Annotated in this window: 17 protein-coding genes; 9 read left to right on the top strand and 8 right to left on the bottom strand. The window is 65.1% G+C overall.

Features of this window, described 5'->3' with window-relative positions; translation table 11 throughout:
- Window positions 1-17: 17 nt before the first annotated feature.
- From AC24R4_RS25610 to AC24R4_RS25635, 6 genes are all read right to left on the bottom strand, one after another.
- Window positions 18-731: an ABC transporter ATP-binding protein gene (locus AC24R4_RS25610; RefSeq protein WP_153948179.1), complete on the bottom strand. Its 714-nt coding sequence runs from the start codon at window positions 729-731 to the stop codon at window positions 18-20.
- Window positions 728-1,504 carry an ABC transporter ATP-binding protein gene (locus tag AC24R4_RS25615; RefSeq protein ID WP_153948178.1) on the bottom strand — a complete coding sequence of 259 codons (777 nt, stop codon included), beginning with the start codon at window positions 1,502-1,504 and terminating at the stop codon, window positions 728-730. Before AC24R4_RS25615 ends, AC24R4_RS25610 begins: the two co-directional genes overlap by 4 nt.
- Window positions 1,501-2,814, bottom strand: a complete 1,314-nt coding sequence (locus AC24R4_RS25620) for a branched-chain amino acid ABC transporter permease (protein WP_400394351.1) — start codon at window positions 2,812-2,814, stop codon at window positions 1,501-1,503. The genes AC24R4_RS25615 and AC24R4_RS25620 overlap by 4 nt, the downstream gene beginning before the upstream one ends.
- A 3-nt stretch (window positions 2,815-2,817) precedes the next feature.
- Window positions 2,818-3,765 (bottom strand): branched-chain amino acid ABC transporter permease, encoded by a 948-nt coding sequence (locus tag AC24R4_RS25625; protein ID WP_400394349.1) that lies wholly within the window; start codon window positions 3,763-3,765, stop codon window positions 2,818-2,820.
- A 105-nt stretch (window positions 3,766-3,870) separates the two neighbouring features.
- Window positions 3,871-5,130 carry a branched-chain amino acid ABC transporter substrate-binding protein gene (locus tag AC24R4_RS25630; protein ID WP_400394347.1) on the bottom strand — a complete coding sequence of 420 codons (1,260 nt, stop codon included), beginning with the start codon at window positions 5,128-5,130 and terminating at the stop codon, window positions 3,871-3,873.
- A 162-nt stretch (window positions 5,131-5,292) separates the two neighbouring features.
- The gene (locus tag AC24R4_RS25635) at window positions 5,293-6,918 is read right to left on the bottom strand and encodes a 3-(methylthio)propionyl-CoA ligase (protein WP_400394345.1); all 1,626 of its coding nucleotides are present in this window, start codon (window positions 6,916-6,918) and stop codon (window positions 5,293-5,295) included.
- A 324-nt stretch (window positions 6,919-7,242) separates the two neighbouring features.
- Between AC24R4_RS25635 and AC24R4_RS25640 the strand changes: the two genes are divergently transcribed.
- From AC24R4_RS25640 to AC24R4_RS25675, 8 genes are all read left to right on the top strand, one after another.
- A complete protein-coding gene (locus AC24R4_RS25640; RefSeq protein ID WP_487523832.1) occupies window positions 7,243-8,793 on the top strand; it encodes a protein adenylyltransferase SelO in 1,551 nt (516 codons plus the stop codon).
- Between the two features lie 38 nt (window positions 8,794-8,831).
- The gene (msrB, locus tag AC24R4_RS25645) at window positions 8,832-9,239 is read left to right on the top strand and encodes a peptide-methionine (R)-S-oxide reductase MsrB (protein WP_153948173.1); all 408 of its coding nucleotides are present in this window, start codon (window positions 8,832-8,834) and stop codon (window positions 9,237-9,239) included.
- A gap of 94 nt (window positions 9,240-9,333) precedes the next feature.
- Entirely contained in the window at window positions 9,334-9,888 is a 555-nt protein-coding gene (locus tag AC24R4_RS25650; protein ID WP_153948172.1) for a septation protein A, read from the top strand.
- 47 nt (window positions 9,889-9,935) lie between these two features.
- On the top strand, window positions 9,936-10,220 hold the full coding sequence (locus AC24R4_RS25655) for a BolA family protein (RefSeq protein ID WP_092595714.1): 285 nt from the start codon (window positions 9,936-9,938) through the stop codon (window positions 10,218-10,220).
- 35 nt (window positions 10,221-10,255) lie between these two features.
- Complete coding sequence (locus AC24R4_RS25660; protein WP_092595716.1) at window positions 10,256-11,050, top strand: peptidylprolyl isomerase; 795 nt, start codon at window positions 10,256-10,258, stop codon at window positions 11,048-11,050.
- Window positions 11,051-11,250: 200 nt separating this feature from the next.
- Window positions 11,251-11,592, top strand: coding sequence for a hypothetical protein (locus tag AC24R4_RS25665; RefSeq protein WP_487523833.1), 342 nt, complete (start codon window positions 11,251-11,253; stop codon window positions 11,590-11,592).
- A 163-nt stretch (window positions 11,593-11,755) separates the two neighbouring features.
- Window positions 11,756-12,199, top strand: coding sequence for a hypothetical protein (locus AC24R4_RS25670; RefSeq protein WP_487523834.1), 444 nt, complete (start codon window positions 11,756-11,758; stop codon window positions 12,197-12,199).
- Between the two features lie 42 nt (window positions 12,200-12,241).
- Window positions 12,242-12,382, top strand: coding sequence for a hypothetical protein (locus AC24R4_RS25675; RefSeq protein WP_487523835.1), 141 nt, complete (start codon window positions 12,242-12,244; stop codon window positions 12,380-12,382).
- A 65-nt stretch (window positions 12,383-12,447) separates the two neighbouring features.
- On the opposite strand, the gene purL is transcribed toward AC24R4_RS25675, so the two are convergent.
- On the bottom strand, window positions 12,448-16,494 hold the full coding sequence (gene purL / locus AC24R4_RS25680) for a phosphoribosylformylglycinamidine synthase (RefSeq protein WP_400393641.1): 4,047 nt from the start codon (window positions 16,492-16,494) through the stop codon (window positions 12,448-12,450).
- Window positions 16,495-16,793: 299 nt separating this feature from the next.
- Window positions 16,794-17,390: a winged helix DNA-binding protein gene (locus AC24R4_RS25685; RefSeq protein WP_400393639.1), complete on the bottom strand. Its 597-nt coding sequence runs from the start codon at window positions 17,388-17,390 to the stop codon at window positions 16,794-16,796.
- Between the two features lie 204 nt (window positions 17,391-17,594).
- Between AC24R4_RS25685 and AC24R4_RS25690 the strand changes: the two genes are divergently transcribed.
- The gene (locus AC24R4_RS25690) at window positions 17,595-18,965 is read left to right on the top strand and encodes an amidase (protein WP_400393637.1); all 1,371 of its coding nucleotides are present in this window, start codon (window positions 17,595-17,597) and stop codon (window positions 18,963-18,965) included.
- Window positions 18,966-18,999 lie beyond the last annotated feature (34 nt).

Consider the following 18,999-nt stretch of genomic DNA (forward strand, 5'->3'; position numbering starts at 1 on the left):
ATCTTGCGTGGAACGGTTCACACTTCCAGCCATTCCTTCCGGATCTGGGCATTGGCCTTCAGTGCCGCGGGCGTGCCCTCGAACACGATATGCCCGTGGCCCATCACGTAGACGCGCTGCGAGATGTCCAGCGCAATGGCCAGTTTCTGCTCGATCAGCAGCACCGACACGCCGCGCTCCTTGAGCGTCTTGAGGAAGTCGCCCACCAGCGTGACGATCATCGGCGCCAGGCCCTCGGTGGGCTCGTCGATCAGGATCAGGTCGGGGTCGCCCATCAGCGTGCGGCATAGCGTCAGCATCTGCTGCTCGCCGCCGGACAGCACGCCCGCCGACGTGTTCTCGCGCTCCTTGAGCCGCGGGAACATGCGGTACATATCCTCCACGCTCCAGCGCGGCTTCTGCTGGCGCGGATTGCGCTTCTCGCCCAGCAGCAGGTTCTGCCGCACGGTCAGCGTCGGGAAGATGTCGCGGTTCTCGGGCACGTAGCCGATGCCGGCATGGGCGATCTCGAATGTACGTCGCCCCAGGATCTCGTCGCCACGAAAGCGCACGGACCCTTCCGCCTTGACCATGCCCAGGATGGCCTTGGCCATGGTCGAGCGTCCCACGCCGTTGCGGCCCAGCAGCGCCACGATCTCGCCTTCGTCGACACGGGCATCCACGCCGTGCAGGATATGGCTCTTGCCGTAATAGGCGTGCAGCCCGGTGACTTCCAGCATGGGCTTGCTCATTCGTGGGCTCCTGCCAGCGCGGGTTCGTCGAGCGAGGTGCCCAGATAGGCTTCCTTGACGCGGCGGTTGTTGCGGATGGCCTCCGGCGTATCGGTAGCGATGACTTCGCCGTACACCAGCACCGAAATGCGGTCGGCCAGGCCGAACACCACGCTCATGTCGTGCTCCACCATGACCAGGGTCTTGCCGACCGTCACCTTGCGGATCAGCTCCACGGCATGGTCCGATTCGGAGCGACTCATGCCGGCGGTGGGCTCGTCCAGCAGGATGACCTCGGCGCCGCCGGCGATGGTGATGCCGATCTCCAGCGCCCGCTGCTCCGCATAGGTCAGCAGACCGGCCTGCGTATTGCGGCGGTGCTGCATGCCGATCAGTTCCAGCACCTCGTCGGCGCGCGCCTTGGCATCGCGCAGCGCCGACAGCCGGTGCCAGAACGAATACTTGTAGCCGAGCGACCACAGCACCGCGCAGCGCAGGTTTTCGAACACCGACAGCCGGTGGAAGATGTTCGTGATCTGGAAGCTGCGCGACAGCCCCATGCGATTGATCTCGAATGGCCGCAGTCCGGCAATGCTCTGGCCGTTCAGCTTCACCGCCCCGGACGTGGGCGCGAACCGGCCCGAGATCAGGTTGAAGGTTGTGGACTTGCCGGCCCCGTTCGGGCCAATCAGCGCATGCCGCTCGCCCTTGCCGATGGTCAGCGTCACCCCCCGGATAATCTCGGTCTGCCCGAACCGCTTGCGGACGTCCGAAAGTTCGAGTGCGGCGTTCATGCCAGACCTCCCGTTTCCGCCTGGATGGCGTCCAGTTCGGCGCGCACCTTCGCCGTCGCCCAGCGCCAGGCCGCGTAGCCCAGCGCCCACAGCGCCGCCGCCACGATCCATGGCGGCAGCGTGCCGGCATCGAACCCGATGCCCAGCAACGACATCGCCGTGCCATTGGCACTGTCGACCTGCACCTTGTAGACCATTTCCACGGTCAGGATCACGGCCGCCAGCAGCACCAGTCCGGCCACGCCGGCCCGTGCGTATGACGGCAGCATGCGGCCAAACTGCTTCTTCGCCAGCAGCGGCATCTGCATCAGCAGCAGGCTGGCGATGCCGCCCGGCACGAACATCACCATCGTCACGAAGAACAGGCCCAGGTACAGCAGCCAGGCCTTGGTCAGGTCCGACAGTGCCACCGCGAACAGCGTGAAGACGATGGCGCCGATGACCGGGCCGAAGAACACGCCCGCGCCGCCGATAAACGCGGCCAGCAACACGCCGCCGGAACGCACCGCGCTGACGTTTTCCGCCGACACGATCTCGAAATTGATGGCCGACAGCGCCCCGGCAATGCCCGCGAAGAACGCCGACAGGATCAGCACCAGGTAGCGCACGCGCTGGGTGTTGTAGCCGATGAATTCCACCCGCTCGGGGTTGTCCCGTACCGCGTTGGCGATGCGGCCCAGCGGCGTCTGGGTCCAGGCGTACATGGCCACCATCGACAGGAAGCACCAGACCGCGATCAGGTAGTAGACCTGCCGGCCCGGACCGAAGGTGATGCCCAGGAAGGGATCGCCGACCACGCGGTTGGTGGAGATCCCGCCTTCGCCGCCGAAGAAATCGGGGAACATCAGCGAACTGGCAAAGACCATCTCGCCGATACCCATCGTGATCATGGCGAACGTGGTGCCGGACTTCTTCGTCGTCACGTAGCCGAACAGCACGCCGAAGAACGCGCCGGCCAGCCCGCCCACCAGCGGCAGCATCGACACTGGCAGCCAGACCTTGCCCGCGCCGATCATGTTCAGCACGTGCACCGCGATGAACGCGCCCAGGCCCGAGTACACGGCATGCCCGAACGACAGCATGCCGGTCTGGCCCAGCAGCATGTTGTACGACAGCGCGAAGATGATCATGATGCCCATCTGGGACATCAGCGTCACCGCGAACCCGCCCGTGAAGGCCAGCGGCGCCACCAGCATCAGCAGCGCCGTGGTGGTCCAGATGACCCAGCGCGCCAGGTTCAGCGGGCGGTAACGCAGGGTGCGGCCGGTCACTACCGGGTTGGAGCTAGGTTGCATCGTCGTCGACTCCATCGCTCAGCTCTCCCGGGTGCCCATCAGCCCGCGCGGGCGGAATATCAGCATGACCACCAGCAGCAGGTACGGCAGCACCGGCGCCACCTGCGCCACGGTGAGCTTCCAGACCGAACTGAGCGGCGTGGCATCGCTGACGGCCATGCCGAAGCTGCCGAACAAGCCGGCCAGCGATGCATCGATGGTCACGGCGAACGTCTGCAACACGCCGATCAGGATCGATGCGATAAACGCCCCGACCAGCGAGCCCATGCCCCCCACCACCGCCACGACGAAGACGATCGACCCGACGGCCGCCGCCATCGACGGCTCGGTGACAAACGCATTGCCGCCGATCACGCCGGCCAGGCCAGCCAGTGCCGCACCGCCGCCGAACACCAACATGAATACGCGCGGCACGTTATGGCCCAATGCCTCGACCATCTCCGGATGGGTCAGCGCCGCCTGGATGACCAGGCCAATGCGGGTGCGCGTCAGTACCAGGTAGATCGCCACCAGCATGCCCAGCGACACCAGCATCATGAATGCCCGGTATTTGGGGAACGACGAGGTAAAGACCGTGAACAGCGGCCCATCGAGCTCGGCCGGGATGCGGTATGGCACGGCGGCCAGGCCCCAGACCAGCTTGACGCCTTCCTCGATCAGGTAGGCCAGGCCGAAGGTAAATAGCAGTTCGGCCACATGCCCGTACTTGTGGACGGTGCGCAGCCCGAACCGCTCCACCAGCGCCCCGGCGCCGGCCACCAGCAGCGGCGCCAGGATCAGCGCCGGCCAGAAGCCGACCTTGGTGGCGATGGTGTAGGCAAAGTAGGCGCCCAGCATGTAGAAGCTGGCATGGGCGAAGTTGAGCACGCCCATCATGCTGAAGATCAGCGTCAGCCCCGATGACAGCATGAACAGCAGCAAGCCGTAGCTGACGCCGTTCAGTAGCGAGATGATGAAGAATTCCACGGCAAGTCCTCAGGGCCTGCTCCCGGAGCCGGAGCCTGACCCGACAAAAGCCATATTGTCAGGGGTTCCCGCGTGGCGGGGAACCCCTTCCCACCCGTCGCGGTGTCAGCTACCGCTGCCCGGCCGCTTCATCTGGCACGAGGTGGGCTGCGCCGCCACGAACTGGTCAAGCGTCGCATTGGTCTTCCAGCCATAGCCGGTGTTTTCCTGGTCGTACTTGATGTCCTTGCCGTTGACCTTGGTCCAGGTGGCCACCACCAGCGGCTGCTGAGCCTGGTGGTCGCTGGCACGCATCTCCACCGTGCCGTTCATGCTTTCCACCTTTAGGCCCTCCATCGCCTTGGCCACCTTGACCGGATCGGTGGATCCGGTGTCCTTGATGGCCTTGGCCAGCATGGCGACGCCTGTGTACGACGCCATCACGTAGAAGTCGTCGTTGTACTTCTTCTTGTAGCCCTCGACGATGTCTCCACCCCGGAAGGTGGCGTTGTTCGGGTTGTAGTAGCCCACGTACTTGACGTGCTCGGCGCCGGCCGCACCCATGGCGGTGGGCACGCCGGTCGTGGCGGCGTAGTACGTGTAGTAGTTGACCGGCAGGCCGGCATCCTTGCCCGCCTTGATCAGCAGGGCCAGGTCGCTGCCCCAGTTGCCCGTGATCACCGTATCGGCACCCGATGCCTTGATCTTGGCCGCGTACGGCGCGAAGTCCTTGACCTGCGCCAGCGGGTGCAGGTCTTCGCCAACGATCTGGATGTCAGGCCGCTTGCGCTTCAGGTAGTCCTTGGCCGCCCGTGCCACCTGATGGCCGAACGAGTAGTTCTGGTTGATCAGATAGACCTTCTTGACGCTGGGGTCCTTGGCCAGGTAGGTGGTCAGGGCCTCCATCTTCATGTCGGAATTGGCATCGAGCCGGAAATGCCAGTAACTGCATTTGCTGTTGGTCATGTCCGGGTCTACCGCGGCGTAGTTCAGGTAGACGATTTCCTTGCCCGGGTTGCGCTCGTTGTGCTTGGCCACCGCGTCTTCCAGCGCCAGGCCCACCGACGAGCCGTTGCCCTGCACGATGTAGCGGATATTCTGGTCCACCACCTGCTTGAGGATGGTCAGGCTTTCCTGCGGGCTCAGCTTGTTGTCGAAGCCCACCACCTCGAACTTGTGCGCCCCGCCCCAGCCCTTCTGGTTGGCCACGTCGGCCACGTACTGCCAGCTCTTGAGCTGGTTCTGCCCCACCGGGGCCATCAGCCCCGACAACGGATCGATGAAGGCGATCTTCACCGTATCGGCCGCCGCGGCGCCCGATGCCAGCACGGAACCCAGCGCAACAACTGCAGCCACACCTCGTACCAGCGGACGCAACCTTGTCATACCTGTCTCCTTCACTTGTTGTCATTGGCGATGGGCGGCGGCCCGTGCCCTCCTCGCGCCAGGCCGCCGCGTCTGCGCTGTGACCGCCATCCGACTGCCATGGCGGGACACCGCAAATGCCTGTTGCTGCCCTGCCGGTCCGGAAATGCCGGGGTCCGGCCTTCAGACGCCGGGCAGCCTGTATTCCTTGAACTGCTCGCGCAGCCGGAGCTTCTGCATCTTGCCGGTGGCCGTCAGCGGAATCTCGGTCACGAATGCCACGTCATCGGGAATCCACCACTTGGCGACCTTGCCTTCGAAGAAGCCCAGCAGTTCCTCGCGGGTGACGTCCATGCCAGGGCGCTTGACCACCACCAGCAGCGGCCGTTCGTCCCACTTGGGGTGGTACGCGGAGATGCAGGCGGCCATATGCACGGCCGGGTGCGCCGCCGCCACGTTTTCGACGTCGATCGACGAAATCCACTCGCCGCCGGACTTGATCACGTCCTTGCTGCGGTCCGTGATCTGCATGTAGCCGTCTTCGTCGATGGTGGCCACGTCGCCGGTCGGGAACCAGCCATCCACCAGCGGGTTGTTGTCGTTGCGGAAGTAATGGTCGATCACCCACGGGCCGCGCACCAGCAGGTCGCCGAAGGCCTTGCCGTCCCACGGCAGTTCCAGGCCTTCGCCATCCACGATCTTCATGTCCACGCCGTAGATCACCCGGCCCTGCTTTTCCAGGATCTTGTGCCGGGCGTCCTCGGGCAGGTCCTTGTGGCGCGCCAGCAGCTTGCAGGACGTGCCCAGCGGCGACATCTCGGTCATGCCCCAGGCGTGGATGACCTCCACGTCGAAGGCCTCGAGCGTGCGGATCATGGCGGGCGGCGCGGCCGAGCCGCCGATCACCGTGCGGCGGAAGGTGGAGAACTTCAGCTTGTTGGCCTGCACGTATTGCAGCAGGCCCAGCCAGACGGTCGGCACGCCCGCGGAGAACGTCACGCCCTCCTGCTCGAACAACTCATAGAGCGATGCGCCGTCGAGCTTGGCGCCCGGAAACACGAGCTTGGCGCCCACCAGCGGCACCGAATACGGCAGGCCCCAGGCGTTGACGTGGAACATCGGCACCACCGGCAGGATCACGTCCTTGGCCGAGCAGCCCAGGGCATCGGGCAGTGCCGACGCATAGGAATGCAGCACAGTCGAGCGGTGCGAGTACAGCGCCCCCTTCGGATTGCCGGTCGTGCCCGACGTGTAGCACAGGCTCGACGCCAGGTTTTCGTCGAATTCCGGCCATTCATAGGCGCCGTCGTGGGCGTCGATCAGGTCTTCATAGCACAGCAGGTCGACCTTCGATTCCGCCGGCATATGCGCGCGGTCCGTCATCATGACCCAGCCCTTCACGTTCGGGCAGTGCGGCGCCACGCCTTCCACCAGCGGCAGGAACGTGGCATCGAAGAAGATGAACTGGTCGTCGGCGTGATTGACGATGTAGGCAATCTGCTCCGGGAACAGGCGCGGATTGATCGTGTGGCAGACGGCGCCCATGCCCGACACGCCGTAGTAGATCTCCAGGTGCCGGTATCCGTTCCAGGCCAGCGTACCCACACGCTCGCCCTGCGCCACGCCCAACGCCGCCAGCGCCTGGGCCAACTTGCGGGCACGCAGTTCGCAGTCGCGGTAGGTATATCGGTGAAGGTCGCCTTCGGTTCGCCGCGAGACGATTTCGGTGCTGCCGTAGTAGCGCGCAGCGTGCTTGATGATGGAGGAAATGAGCAGCGGCGCGCTCATCATTTGACCCATCAATGCCATGAAACGGTCTCCTTGGTTCGGAAAAAACGAACAACCGTTCTTATTTTTGGCCGACTATCCCACACCCTGCAAAAGCATCGACAAAAAATGAAGAAACTTGTTGGTGTTGTTGGTGGACTGACACGTAGTGGGCGCGCGCTCCTGGCACCCATACGCAGACCCTGCCATGCACCGGATTGATGTCCGATATTTGCGTCGCTTTTTGAATGGTCTGCGAGCAGCGGACAACCCTTGGCCGGCAGGAGAAAACCGGTGCAAGTACAATACTGCGAGCCCCGAAGCGCCTCAATATGTCGTTTTCCCCTAGCGTCATGCACGCCGTCTATGCCTACTGAATCCAACGACGCCCTGCCGCGTATTTCATTGCCCGTGCCGTTCAAGACCGCACCCGGCATGGCGGCACTCGGCGAGCGGTTTTTTACGCGGCTGGCGCCGACCGCCCTGCCTTCGCCTTATGTAGTCAGCGTAGCCCCCGCGGCTGCGGCCCTGCTCGGATGGGATGAAGCCGGCTTGCGCGCCGCCACGCAGGACCCGAAGTTCGTCGATACCTTCACCGGCAACGCCGTGCCGGACTGGGCGGACCCGCTGGCCACGGTCTACTCCGGCCATCAGTTCGGCGTCTGGGCCGGCCAGCTTGGCGATGGCCGCGCCATCCGGCTGGCCGAGGCCGCGATGCCCGACGGTCCGTGGGAGATCCAGCTCAAGGGCGCCGGCCTGACCCCCTACTCGCGCATGGCAGATGGCCGCGCGGTGCTGCGCTCGTCGATCCGTGAATACCTCTGCTCCGAAGCCATGCATACACTGGACGTGCCCACCACGCGGGCACTGGCGATCATGGGCTCCGACGCACCGGTCCGGCGCGAAACCATCGAGACATCGGCCGTGGTCACGCGGCTGGCGCCGAGCTTCATCCGCTTTGGTCATTTCGAGCATTTCGCCGCCCGCGAGGACCACGCCTCGCTCAAGCAGCTTGCCGATTTCGTGATCGACCGCTTCTATCCGGCCTGCCGCGACGCGGCCAGCCCGTACCAGGCGCTGCTGCGCGAGGTATCGCTGCGCACGGCGGACATGGTGGCGCACTGGCAGGCCGTGGGCTTCTGTCATGGCGTGATGAACACCGACAACATGTCGATCCTGGGCCTGACCATCGACTATGGCCCGTTCGGGTTCCTCGATGCCTTCGACGCGAACCACATCTGCAACCATTCCGACCAGCAGGGCCGCTACGCGTACAGCCAGCAGCCGCAGATCGCGTTCTGGAACCTGCATTGCCTGGCGCAGGCGCTGCTGCCGCTGTGGCGCGACGCGGATGCCAGCGATGCCGAAGCGGCCAAGAACGAAGCGGTGGAAGCCGCTCGCGAGGCGCTCGACCCGTTCCGGGACCGCTATGCCGAGGCCTTCTTCCGCCATTACCGCGCCAAGCTTGGCCTGCGCACCGCGCATGACCAGGACGAGACGCTGTTGACGAACCTGTTCCGTGTGATGCATGCCAACCGCGTGGACTACACGCTGTTCTGGCGCAACCTGGCCCAGGTGGGGTCGCAGGACGGATCGCGCGATGCGCCCGTGCGCGACCTGTTCCTGGACCGCGCGGCCTGGGACGCGTGGGCCGCCGAGTACCGCGCCCGCCTGCAGGCGGAACAGTCCGACGATGCCGCCCGCGGGGTTGCAATGCGGCAAGTCAACCCGAAATACGTGCTCCGGAATCATTTGGCCGAAACCGCGATCCGTGCCGCGCGCGACAAGGACTTCTCGGAGGTGGACCGCCTGCTGGCTGTGCTGTCGCGGCCCTTCGACGAGCAGCCCGATGCGGAACACTATGCCGCCCTGCCACCCGACTGGGCGTCGGGGCTCGAAGTCAGCTGTTCGTCGTAAGCCTGGCAGCCTGCCCGGGATCGCAACAAGGAAACGAGATGACCACCACCAAGACCGACGCCGAATGGCGTGACCAGCTGTCCGACATCGAGTACCGCGTGACGCGCGAGGCCGCCACCGAGCGTCCGTTCACGGGCCGCTACTGGGACCACTGGGACCAGGGCATCTACCACTGCGTAGGCTGCGGCACGCCGCTGTTCGAGTCGGCCACCAAGTTCGACGCCGGCTGCGGCTGGCCCAGCTATTTCCGGCCGATCAACGGCGAGGTGATTGCCGAGCACGTGGACCACAGCCACGGCATGACGCGGGTGGAGGTCCGTTGCAAGGAATGTGGCAGCCATCTGGGCCATGTCTTCGAGGATGGCCCGGCCCCGACCGGGCTGCGCTATTGCATCAACTCGGCTGCGCTAAAATTCGACGATCGCGATCCGGCTGATCGCGGGTGACGCCACCCGCACATCGGACGCCACGTCCGATCCGCCTGGCGGATTCCCAGCGGGCCCGGCCGCATGCCGGGCTCGCCAACCTGATTTGGTCCGCATGAAATTCCTGTTCGACCTGTTCCCGGTCATCCTGTTTTTTGTCGCCTTCAAGCTGTTCGGCATCTATCCGGCCACCGCGGTGGCCATCGTGGCCACGGTGCTGCAGATCGCGTGGGTGCGCATCCGTCATGGCAAGGTGGAGCCGATGCAATGGGTCAGCCTGCTGATCATCGGCGTTTTCGGCGGCGCGACGATCGTTCTGCACAACGAAACCTTCATCAAGTGGAAGCCCACGGTGCTCTACTGGCTGTTCGCGGTCACGCTGATCGGCTCGGTCATCGGCTGGCGCAAGAACCTGATCCGCGCCATGATGGAAAAGCAGGTCACGATGCCGGACGCGATGTGGGGCCGGCTCAACGTTGCATGGGCCGCGTTCTTCGCCGTGATGGGCGTGCTGAACCTCTACGTGGCGTATCAGTTTTCCACCGATACCTGGGTCAATTTCAAGCTGTTCGGCAGCATGGGCCTGATGGTCGTCTTCATCGTCGCGCAGAGCATCTGGCTGTCGCGCCACATCGAGGAAACCCCGTCGCGGGAAGGCCGCTCCGAATAAGCGCAGCCGCCCTGCCGCACCCGATGACACTCCCGAAGGACTCACTGATGGCCGCCGATCCCGCCACCATCGACGCGCTGCTGCGTGCGGCGCTCGAACCCTCCCACCTGCACGTCCACGACGACAGCGCGGCCCATGCGGGCCATGCCGGCGCGGCCTCGGGTGGGGGTCATTACAACGTTCTGATCGTCAGCAACCGGTTCGCTGGCCATTCGCGCGTGACCCGCCACCGTATGGTGTATGATGCGCTGCGCGAACTATTCCCCGCGCAGATCCATGCGCTGGCCGTCAGCGCGTACACCGACCAAGAATATCAATCCCGCGAAGCATGACGCGACGCGCTCTCGCTACTCTCAGACCTGACTCCATGAAGACCACCGTCCTCTCGTTCAGCCTGGCGGCTGTGCTCGCTGCTGGCAGCCTGCCCGTGTTCGCCCAGAACGCCGCCGTTGTGAATGGCAAGCCCATCCCGTCGGCCAAGGTGGACAAGCTGATCGCCGGCACCGGCCAGCCCGCCTCGCCCGAACTGCGCGACCGTGCCCGCACCATGCTGATCGACCGGGAACTGCTGGTGCAGGAAGCCTCCAAGCGCGGCATCCTGCAACGCGACGACGTTCAGGACCAGCTCGAACAGGCCCGCCTGAACGTGCTGGCCGGTGCGGTGTTCGAGGACTACGTCAAGACCCATGGCGCCAGCGACGACGAACTGCGCAAGCAATACGAGAAGATCAAGGGCCAGTTCGGCAATGGCAAGGAATACCACGCCCGCCACATCCTGGTGGAAAAGGAAGCGGACGCCAAGGCACTGATCGCCAAGATCAAGGGCGGCGCCAAGTTCGAAGACGTCGCCAAGGCATCGTCGAAGGACACCGGCTCGGCAGCCAATGGCGGCGACCTGGACTGGGCCAACAGCGGCAGCTACGTGCCTGAATTCTCGGCGGCCATGACTGGCCTGAAGAAGGGCCAGATGACCGATACGCCGGTCAAGACCCAGTTCGGCTGGCACATCATTGAACTCGTGGACGTGCGCGACCAGAAGATCCCGACGTTCGAGGAAGTGAAGCCTCAGCTCCAGCAGATGCTGATGGGCGACCAGGCCTGGCAGCGCGAGCAGTTCCAGGCGATGATGAAGTCGCTCAAGGACAAGGCCAAGATCCAGTAATCCATGGCTTGCTGCATGCAAAAACCGGCGCCTGTGCGCCGGTTTTTGTTTTTTGGGGCGCACCTCGGCGCGCTCGGTAACATTCTAGTGCAGTTTGCGGGTTCCCTCGCTCCTCCGGCCCCAGTAATATCGGAGGGCTCGACGAAGCCGGACACCCGTCCCGCCAAGGTATCGAGCGCCAGGATCGAGGGCATATTGCTATGGGCATGATGAGCGGCTACTGGTACATGTGGCATCTCTATTCCAGCGGCATGGTCTACTGCGCGCTAGGCATGCCCCATATCGAATGCACCGGCCGCCGATGGCGCGACCTGCATCCTCACCTGCCGACGCGTGACCGCTACGCCCAGTCAAAGCTGCTGCAAGCGACCGTCGCGTTCATGGAAGTCCGTGGCGAAATCCCCGTACCGCCCGGCGCAGACCGTATGCGCCTGCTCTATTCCCGCTACCTGCCATGGAGCGAACGCCTGCGCGCGCAGCAAGCCCAGCCGTCGCAAACTGGCGAACACCCCGTCGACCTCCCCGCTCCTGTCACAGTCTGAGACCTTTCTCATGACCTGAAGCAAGCGCCGGTTTTCTGGACACACAAGTTCACAAAACCCCTCTTGGCGCACCCATTTTCCAAGCCTAGGATCACTGCGTTGCGAACGTGAAGGCATGCATTGCCCCACACGCAGCCTTGTCCAATGGCTTTCAGGGAGTGGTATGACAGGCGTATCCGAACTGTTCGGCTGGTTTGTTTTCAACGTGGCGATCCCGCTGCTGGCGCCGTTCGCCCTGCTGCCCTTTGCGAAGGTGGCAGTGTTCTCACGCTCACGCGGCCAGGGGATTGTGCGGCGGGCGGTTCAGGATGGGCAGTTGCTGTGGGCGGCAATTCCGCTGAGCGCCAGCGCCTGTTATGGGGTTGCCGGGTGGATCGATCAGACCGACGGCCCCCATCTGGGCGCCTGGATGTTCTTGTGCCTGCACGTCCTGCTGATCGTCGCCGGCTCCCTGCTGGTGCTGCTGGGCGCGATGGATGCCTACCCCAGGAGTCGCAGCAAGCGCGCTGAAATCAATCTCGTTCTACGCCTTTCGGTCTTGCTGAGCCTTCTTGGTGCCGCGGCGTCTACATCGGCCCGTCTAGCACTGACTTCGACTGCCAGTTGACCTTCGTCAAGAGGTTTCCGCAAATCGTACGAGGAGAAAATCATGAGCAAGTTTCTGACCCGGTTTTTCGAAGATGACGAGTTTCAGTTCAAGGTCTTGAAGCGCGCCGAGTGGGGCATCATCGCCTACGCGACGTTCACCTTTATCTTCTTTTTCGCATGGCTCTATCTGGTCAGGCGATGACGCTGCTCCGACGCCATAAAAAACGCCCGCTTGCGCGGGCGTTTCGTTCGAAGCAGCAGGTTCTATCAGCCGACCCACTTGCGCGCATTGCGGAACATGCGCATCCAGGGGCTGCCACCGTCGGGGATGTCCTTCCAGGCGTCAGGTGCCCAGCTCATGGTCGCGGTTCGGAACACGCGCTCCGGGTGTGGCATCAGCGCGGTGAAGCGGCCGTCCACCGTCGTCACCGAGGTAATGCCCTGCGGCGAGCCGTTCGGGTTCAGCGGATAGGTCTGCGTCACGACACCGCGGTTGTCGACGAAGCGTAGCGCCACGTCCACCTTCGCGATATCGCCCTGCTGCGAGAAATCGGCGAAACCTTCTCCGTGCGCCACGGCGATGGGGATGCGGCTACCTTCCATGCCGGCGAAGAAGATCGACGGCGACTGCTGCACTTCCACCGTAACGAAGCGTGCTTCGTACTGCTCGGACTGATTGCGCGTGAACTTCGGCCATGCACCGGCGCCCGGGATGATCGGGGCCAGGTTGCTCAGCATCTGGCAGCCATTGCAAACACCCAGCGCGAAAGTGTCCTGGCGGTTGAAGAACGCCGCAAACTGCTCCGCCATCTGGCCGTTGAACAGGATCGTCTTGGCCCAGCCTTCGCCCGCGCCAAGCACGTCGCCGTAGCTGAAGCCGCCGCAAGCCACGAAACCCTTGAAATCGGCCAATGTGGCGCGACCGGCGATCAGGTCGCTCATATGGACGTCGACCGTATCGAAACCGGCCAGGTCCATGCTGTAGGCCATCTCGATCTGCGAATTGACGCCCTGCTCGCGCAGGATCGCCACACGCGGACGGTTACCCGTGGCGATGAACGGCGCAGCAATGTCTTGCGCCGGATCGAAGGTCAGCACGGGGCTGATGCCAGGATCGGCGGCGTCCAGAACGCGGTCGTACTCGCTGTCGGCGCAGGCCGGGTTGTCGCGCAGCCGCGCGATACGCCAGCTCACTTCGGTCCAGGTGCGCTGCAGATCGGCACGGGCAGCGCCGTAGACCTTCTTCGCGTCGCGATAGATCTCGATCTGGTCGTTCGTGTTCGGCTTGCCGATCACGTGGCTGCACGCCGACAGGCCGGCCTCGCGCAGCACCGCGAATACGGCATCGCGCTCTTCGGCACGCACCTGGATCACCGCGCCCAGTTCTTCGGAGAACAGCGCCCGCAGCGTCTGGTCGTTGCGGCGTTCGGCAACCTGCTGCGCCCAGTTCTTGGCGTCGCCGTAGTCCTGTTCCTGGTTCGGGTCCAGCGTCAGCATGTCCACGTTGAGCGACACGCCCGTACGGCCGGCGAAGGCCATTTCCGCGACGGTGGCCATGAAGCCGCCGTCGGAGCGGTCGTGATAGGCCAGCAGCTTGCCTTCGCGGTTCAGACGCTGAATCACGTTGAAGAAGTTCTTCAGGTCTTCCGGGCTGTCCACGTCCGGCGCGCGGTCGCCCACCTGCTGGGTCACCTGCGCCAGGATGCTGCCGCCCATGCGATTCTTGGCACGGCCCAGGTCGATGGCGATCAGCGTGGTATCGCCCAGGTCGGTACGCAGCTGCGGCGTCAGCGTCCGGTTGGTGTCATCCACTGCGGCAAACGCCGAGATGATCAGCGAAACCGGCGCCACCACTTCCTTGTCGCCATCGGCATCGGACCACTTCGTGCGCATCGACAGCGAATCCTTGCCCACCGGGATGCTGATGCCCAGCGCCGGGCACAGCTCCATGCCCACGGCATGCACCGTGTCGTACAGCTTCGCGTCCTCGCCGGCAACGCCGCACGCGGCCATCCAGTTGGCCGACAGCTTGACCTTGTTCAGATCCTTGACCGGGGCGGCCGCCAGGTTCGTCAGCGCCTCGCCGATGGCCATGCGGCCCGAGGCCGGGGCGTCGATCACGGCCAGCGGCGTGCGCTCGCCCATCGTCATGGCTTCGCCAGCGCGGCCCTTGTAGTCAAGCGTGGTCACCGCCACGTCCGCCACCGGCACCTGCCACGGACCCACCATCTGGTCACGTGCGTTCATGCCACCCACGGTACGGTCGCCAATGGTGATCAGGAACGACTTGCTGGCCACGGTCGGGTGGCGCAGCACGTCGCTCACGGCCTGTTCCAGTGCGATGCCGGTCACGTCCACCGGCGGCAGTTCGCGCGCCACGCGCTGCACGTCGCGGTGCATGCGCGGCGGCTTGCCCAGCAGCACGTCCATCGGCATGTCGACCGTGAAGTGCTCCTTCAGCGCGGCGTCCACATTGGCGTCCACCAGCTGCAGCTGCTTTTCCTCGGTGGCGATACCCACCACGGCGAACGGCGACCGTTCGCGTTCGCACATGGCCTGGAAGCGCGGCAGGTCGTTCGGCGCGATGGCCAGCACATAGCGTTCTTGCGACTCGTTGCACCAGATTTCGGCGGGCGACAGACCAGACTCTTCAAGGTGCACCTGGCGCAATTCGAAGCGTGCGCCACGACCAGCACCGTCGACCAGTTCCGGGAAGGCGTTCGAAATGCCGCCCGCGCCAACGTCGTGGATCGACAGGATCGGGTTGTCTTCGCCCAGTTGCCAGCAGGCGTTGATCACTTCCTGGGCACGGCGCTCCATTTCAGGGTTGCCACGCTGCACCGAATCGAAGTCGAGGTCGGCCGTGTTGGTGCCCGTCGCCATCGAGCTGGCGGCACCGCCGCCCATGCCGATGCGCATGCCCGGGCCGCCCAGCTGGATCAGCAGCGTGCCGGCCGGCAGCGGGTCCTTGTGTGTGTGGCCGGCGTCGATATTGCCGATGCCGCCCGCAATCATGATCGGCTTGTGGTAGCCGCGCACCGTGCCGCCCACATTTTGCTCGTAGACACGGAAGTAGCCGCCCAGGTTGGCACGGCCGAATTCATTGTTGAACGCGGCGCCGCCCAGCGGGCCGTCGATCATGATCTGCAGCGGCGATGCGATGCGGTCCGGCTTGCCGGTCACGCCGGGCTTGTCGTCCGGGTTGCGATGGGCCACCGGCTGGGCGGCGTCGCGGGCATTTTCCCAGCGCTCGACGGCATCGGGCAGCATCAGGTTCGACACCGTGAAGCCGGTCAGGCCGGCCTTGGGCTTGGCACCACGGCCAGTGGCGCCTTCGTCGCGGATTTCGCCGCCGGCGCCGGTCGAGGCGCCCGCGAACGGCGAGATCGCGGTCGGGTGGTTGTGCGTTTCCACCTTCATCAGGGTGTGGGTCAGCGCCTCGTGCCGGCCATACTTCTGGTCCGCGCCGCGCGGGAACCAGCGTTCGGCCACGTCGCCTTCCATCACGGCCGAGTTGTCCGAATAGGCAACGATCGAGCCCTGCGGATTCAGCTGGTGCGTGTTGCGGATCATCGCGAACAGCGACTTGTCCTGCGTCACGCCATCGATCGTCCAGGTGGCGTTGAAGATCTTGTGGCGGCAGTGTTCGCTGTTGGCCTGGGCGAACATCATCAGCTCGACGTCAGTCGGGTTGCGGCCGAGCTTGCCGTAGTTTTCCAGCAGATAGTCGATTTCGTCGTCCGAAAGCGCCAGGCCCATGGCCGTATTGGCGTCAACCAGGGCGCTGCGCCCTGCCGAAATGTCGATGAACTGCAGCGGCTTGGCGGGCAGTTCCTGGAACAGGCCGGCCGCTTCCTCGCGCGAGGCGATCACGGTTTCGGTCATGCGGTCGAACAGGTGCGCAGCCACGGCGGCACGGGTGCCGGCGTCCAGCGTCTTGCGCCCGCGCAGCAGGCCTTTCTTGCAGACCACGGTGATCTCGATGCCGCGCTCGATGCGGTGCACATGCGTCAGGCCGCAATTGTGGGCGATATCGGTGGCCTTGCTGGCCCACGGCGAAATGGTCCCGAAACGCGGAATCACCACGAAACGGTCGCCCTCGGGCTGGGCCGTGAACGGCGCGCCATAGGTCAGCATCGCGCCGATGCGCGTCTGGTCCTCGGCGGACAGCGGCGTGTCCGAATCGACAAAATGCACGAACTGGCCATGCACGGACTCAATATCGGCGTCGACTTGTTGCAGGGCGGCAAGCAGGCGTTGCTGACGGAAAGCGGAAAGCGCCAAAGCGCCGGGGAAGCACGAGAAATGCGCCATGATCGGTACGGTCAGGAGGCGGAGGAAGGTGAGGCTAAACGGCGGCTGGCACTGCTGAATGGAATGCCGGCATGCGGGAAACCGCTATTGTACCTTGTTGGCGGCCGCTTTTTGCATTGCGCAATGCGGCTCGGACGGACAGCCCGGGGAAAGTCTGGCTCTGGACCCCAATTCGGGCTGGCTCGTGGCGCATCCGGCGCCTCCGACGCCGGCGTCAATCCAACCTGCCCCCGGTCTCCGCGAAACACGAAAACGGCCGATTTCACGCGAAAACTGCGCAAAATCGCCCGAAAGTGCCGTCAGAGAGAGGTGGCGGAGCGCGCAGCCTGCTCGTAGAGACCGGTCAGCACGCGGAGCAGCCGCGCCAGTTCGCCGATCTCGACGTTTTCATCACTGCCCTCCGTGAAATTGCTGGTCAGGCACTGCTCGCGGATTTCCCGATACCGGGAGCAGGCCTCGGTACCGGCCTGCGTGGTGGCGTAGGTGGCCTCCTTGCCCACCCGCTCGCCGGCCACCAGCCCCAGCCCCACTAGCTTTTTTAGCGAATATGTCACCAGGTGGGTGTCCTCGACGTTAAGGACGAAGCAGATGTCGGCCAGCCGCTTGGCCCGGCCGCGATGGTTCACATGGTGCAGCACCAGCACATCCAGGAAGGTCAGATCGCGCACGCCGGCCGCGCCCATGCAGCGGACCACCCAGCGGCTATAGGCGTTGTACGCCGTATTCAGGCCAAACTCGAACTCGGACAGCTCCGGGCTGCGTACCGACACCAGGTGCGACGACGACACAATGTTGACGCCTGCGGCCCGGGCCAGTGGCGCGGTCCGCGCCGCGGCGTCCAGGGTCGCGCCCTCAGCGGCATCGGCGTGGCGTTCCGGGGCGGGCTTGCGGGCCATGAATGGGTCTCCCAGTAAGGTCGGCGGGTGCAGCGGGTGATGGCCAAGGTGGCCACGGTGGCGATAGGTGAAAGCCCGAAGCGGGTTCGGGCAATTTCAGCTTGACAGTTTATCGGCGAATTCTCAGCATGAATACCTTAATTCACAGAGGCAATGCGTGGATGCGGTCTGGTTCCGCAACGCCTTTCATCGTCACGCCGCCGCATGCTGCCTCATCCTGTTCCGCTCGAATCGCTTGAATCGATCCACGCCAGCCTGCGCGCCGGCCAGACGTCCCGCGCGGACCTGATCGCCGACGCGGCCGCCCGGGCCGCCAGCCCCGCCGGCAAGGCCGTCTACCTTCACACCACCTTCGATGCCGCCCGGCAGGTGGCGCACGCCGCCGACGCCGCCGCGCGCGCCGGCAAGCCGCTGCATCCGCTGGCCGGCCTGCCCGTATCGGTCAAGGATCTGTACGACGTGGCCGGCGAGGTCACGCGCGCCGCGTCGGTCGCCCGTGAGGATGCGCCACCCGCCACGGCCGATGCCGCCGTGGTAGCCCGGCTGCGCGCGGTCGGGGCGGCCCTGGTTGGGCGCACCAACATGACCGAATTCGCGTTCTCGGGCGTCGGCATCAATCCCCATTTCGGCACGCCGGTCAACCCGTGCGACGACACGACCGCACGCATTCCGGGCGGTTCTTCGTCGGGCGCAGCGGTTTCCGTCGCGCTGGGCACGGCCGTGGCGGCACTGGGCAGCGACACAGGCGGATCGATCCGGATTCCGGCCGCCCTGTGCGGCATCACCGGCTACAAGCCCACCGCGCGCCGAGTGCCGCTGACCGGCGCGTTTCCGCTCTCCTCCACGCTCGACACGGCCTGCGCCATGGCGCGCACGCTGTCCGACTGCATTGCCGTGGACAGCGTCATCGCCGATGCCCCGGTCATTCCGGTCGTCAACGCGCCCACGGCCCTGCGGCTGGCCATTCCGCGCCAGCTGGTGCTCGACGACATGGACGACGCCGTGGCGCGCGCCTTCGACCGCGCCATGGGCCGGCTGTCGGCGGCGGGGGTACGCGTGGAACCCGTGGACATGCCCGAGCTGGCCGAACTGGCCGGCCTCAACGCGGCCGGGGGTTTCTCGGCGCCCGAGGCCTTTTCCTATCACCGCGCCCTGCTGGCCACCCATCGCGACCGCTACGACCCGCGCGTGCTGAGCCGTATCGAGCGCGGCGCCGCGATGAGCGCGGCCGACTACATCGCGCTGCACCGCGCCCGGCTGGACTGGATTGCCCGCATGGAAGCGCGCCTGGCACCGTTCGATGCCGTGGTCTGCCCGACCGTGCCGATGGTGGCCCCGCCGATCGCCCCGCTGGTGGCCGACGACGCCCTGTTCTTCCGCACCAACGCCCTGCTGCTGCGCAATACGTCGGCCTTCAATTTCCTGGACGGCTGCTCGGTGTCGCTGCCATGCCAGGCGCCGGACGAACTGCCCGTGGGCCTGATGCTGTCGCACGGCCCGATGCGCGACGCGCACCTGCTAGGCACGGCCCTTGCATTGGAATCGATCGTTCGACCGTCACAGCACGCAGGCTGAGCCAGGCCCGCGCCGTGACCGCAGTACCGCGCTT

Source organism: Cupriavidus sp. CER-90 (genome assembly GCF_057652055.1).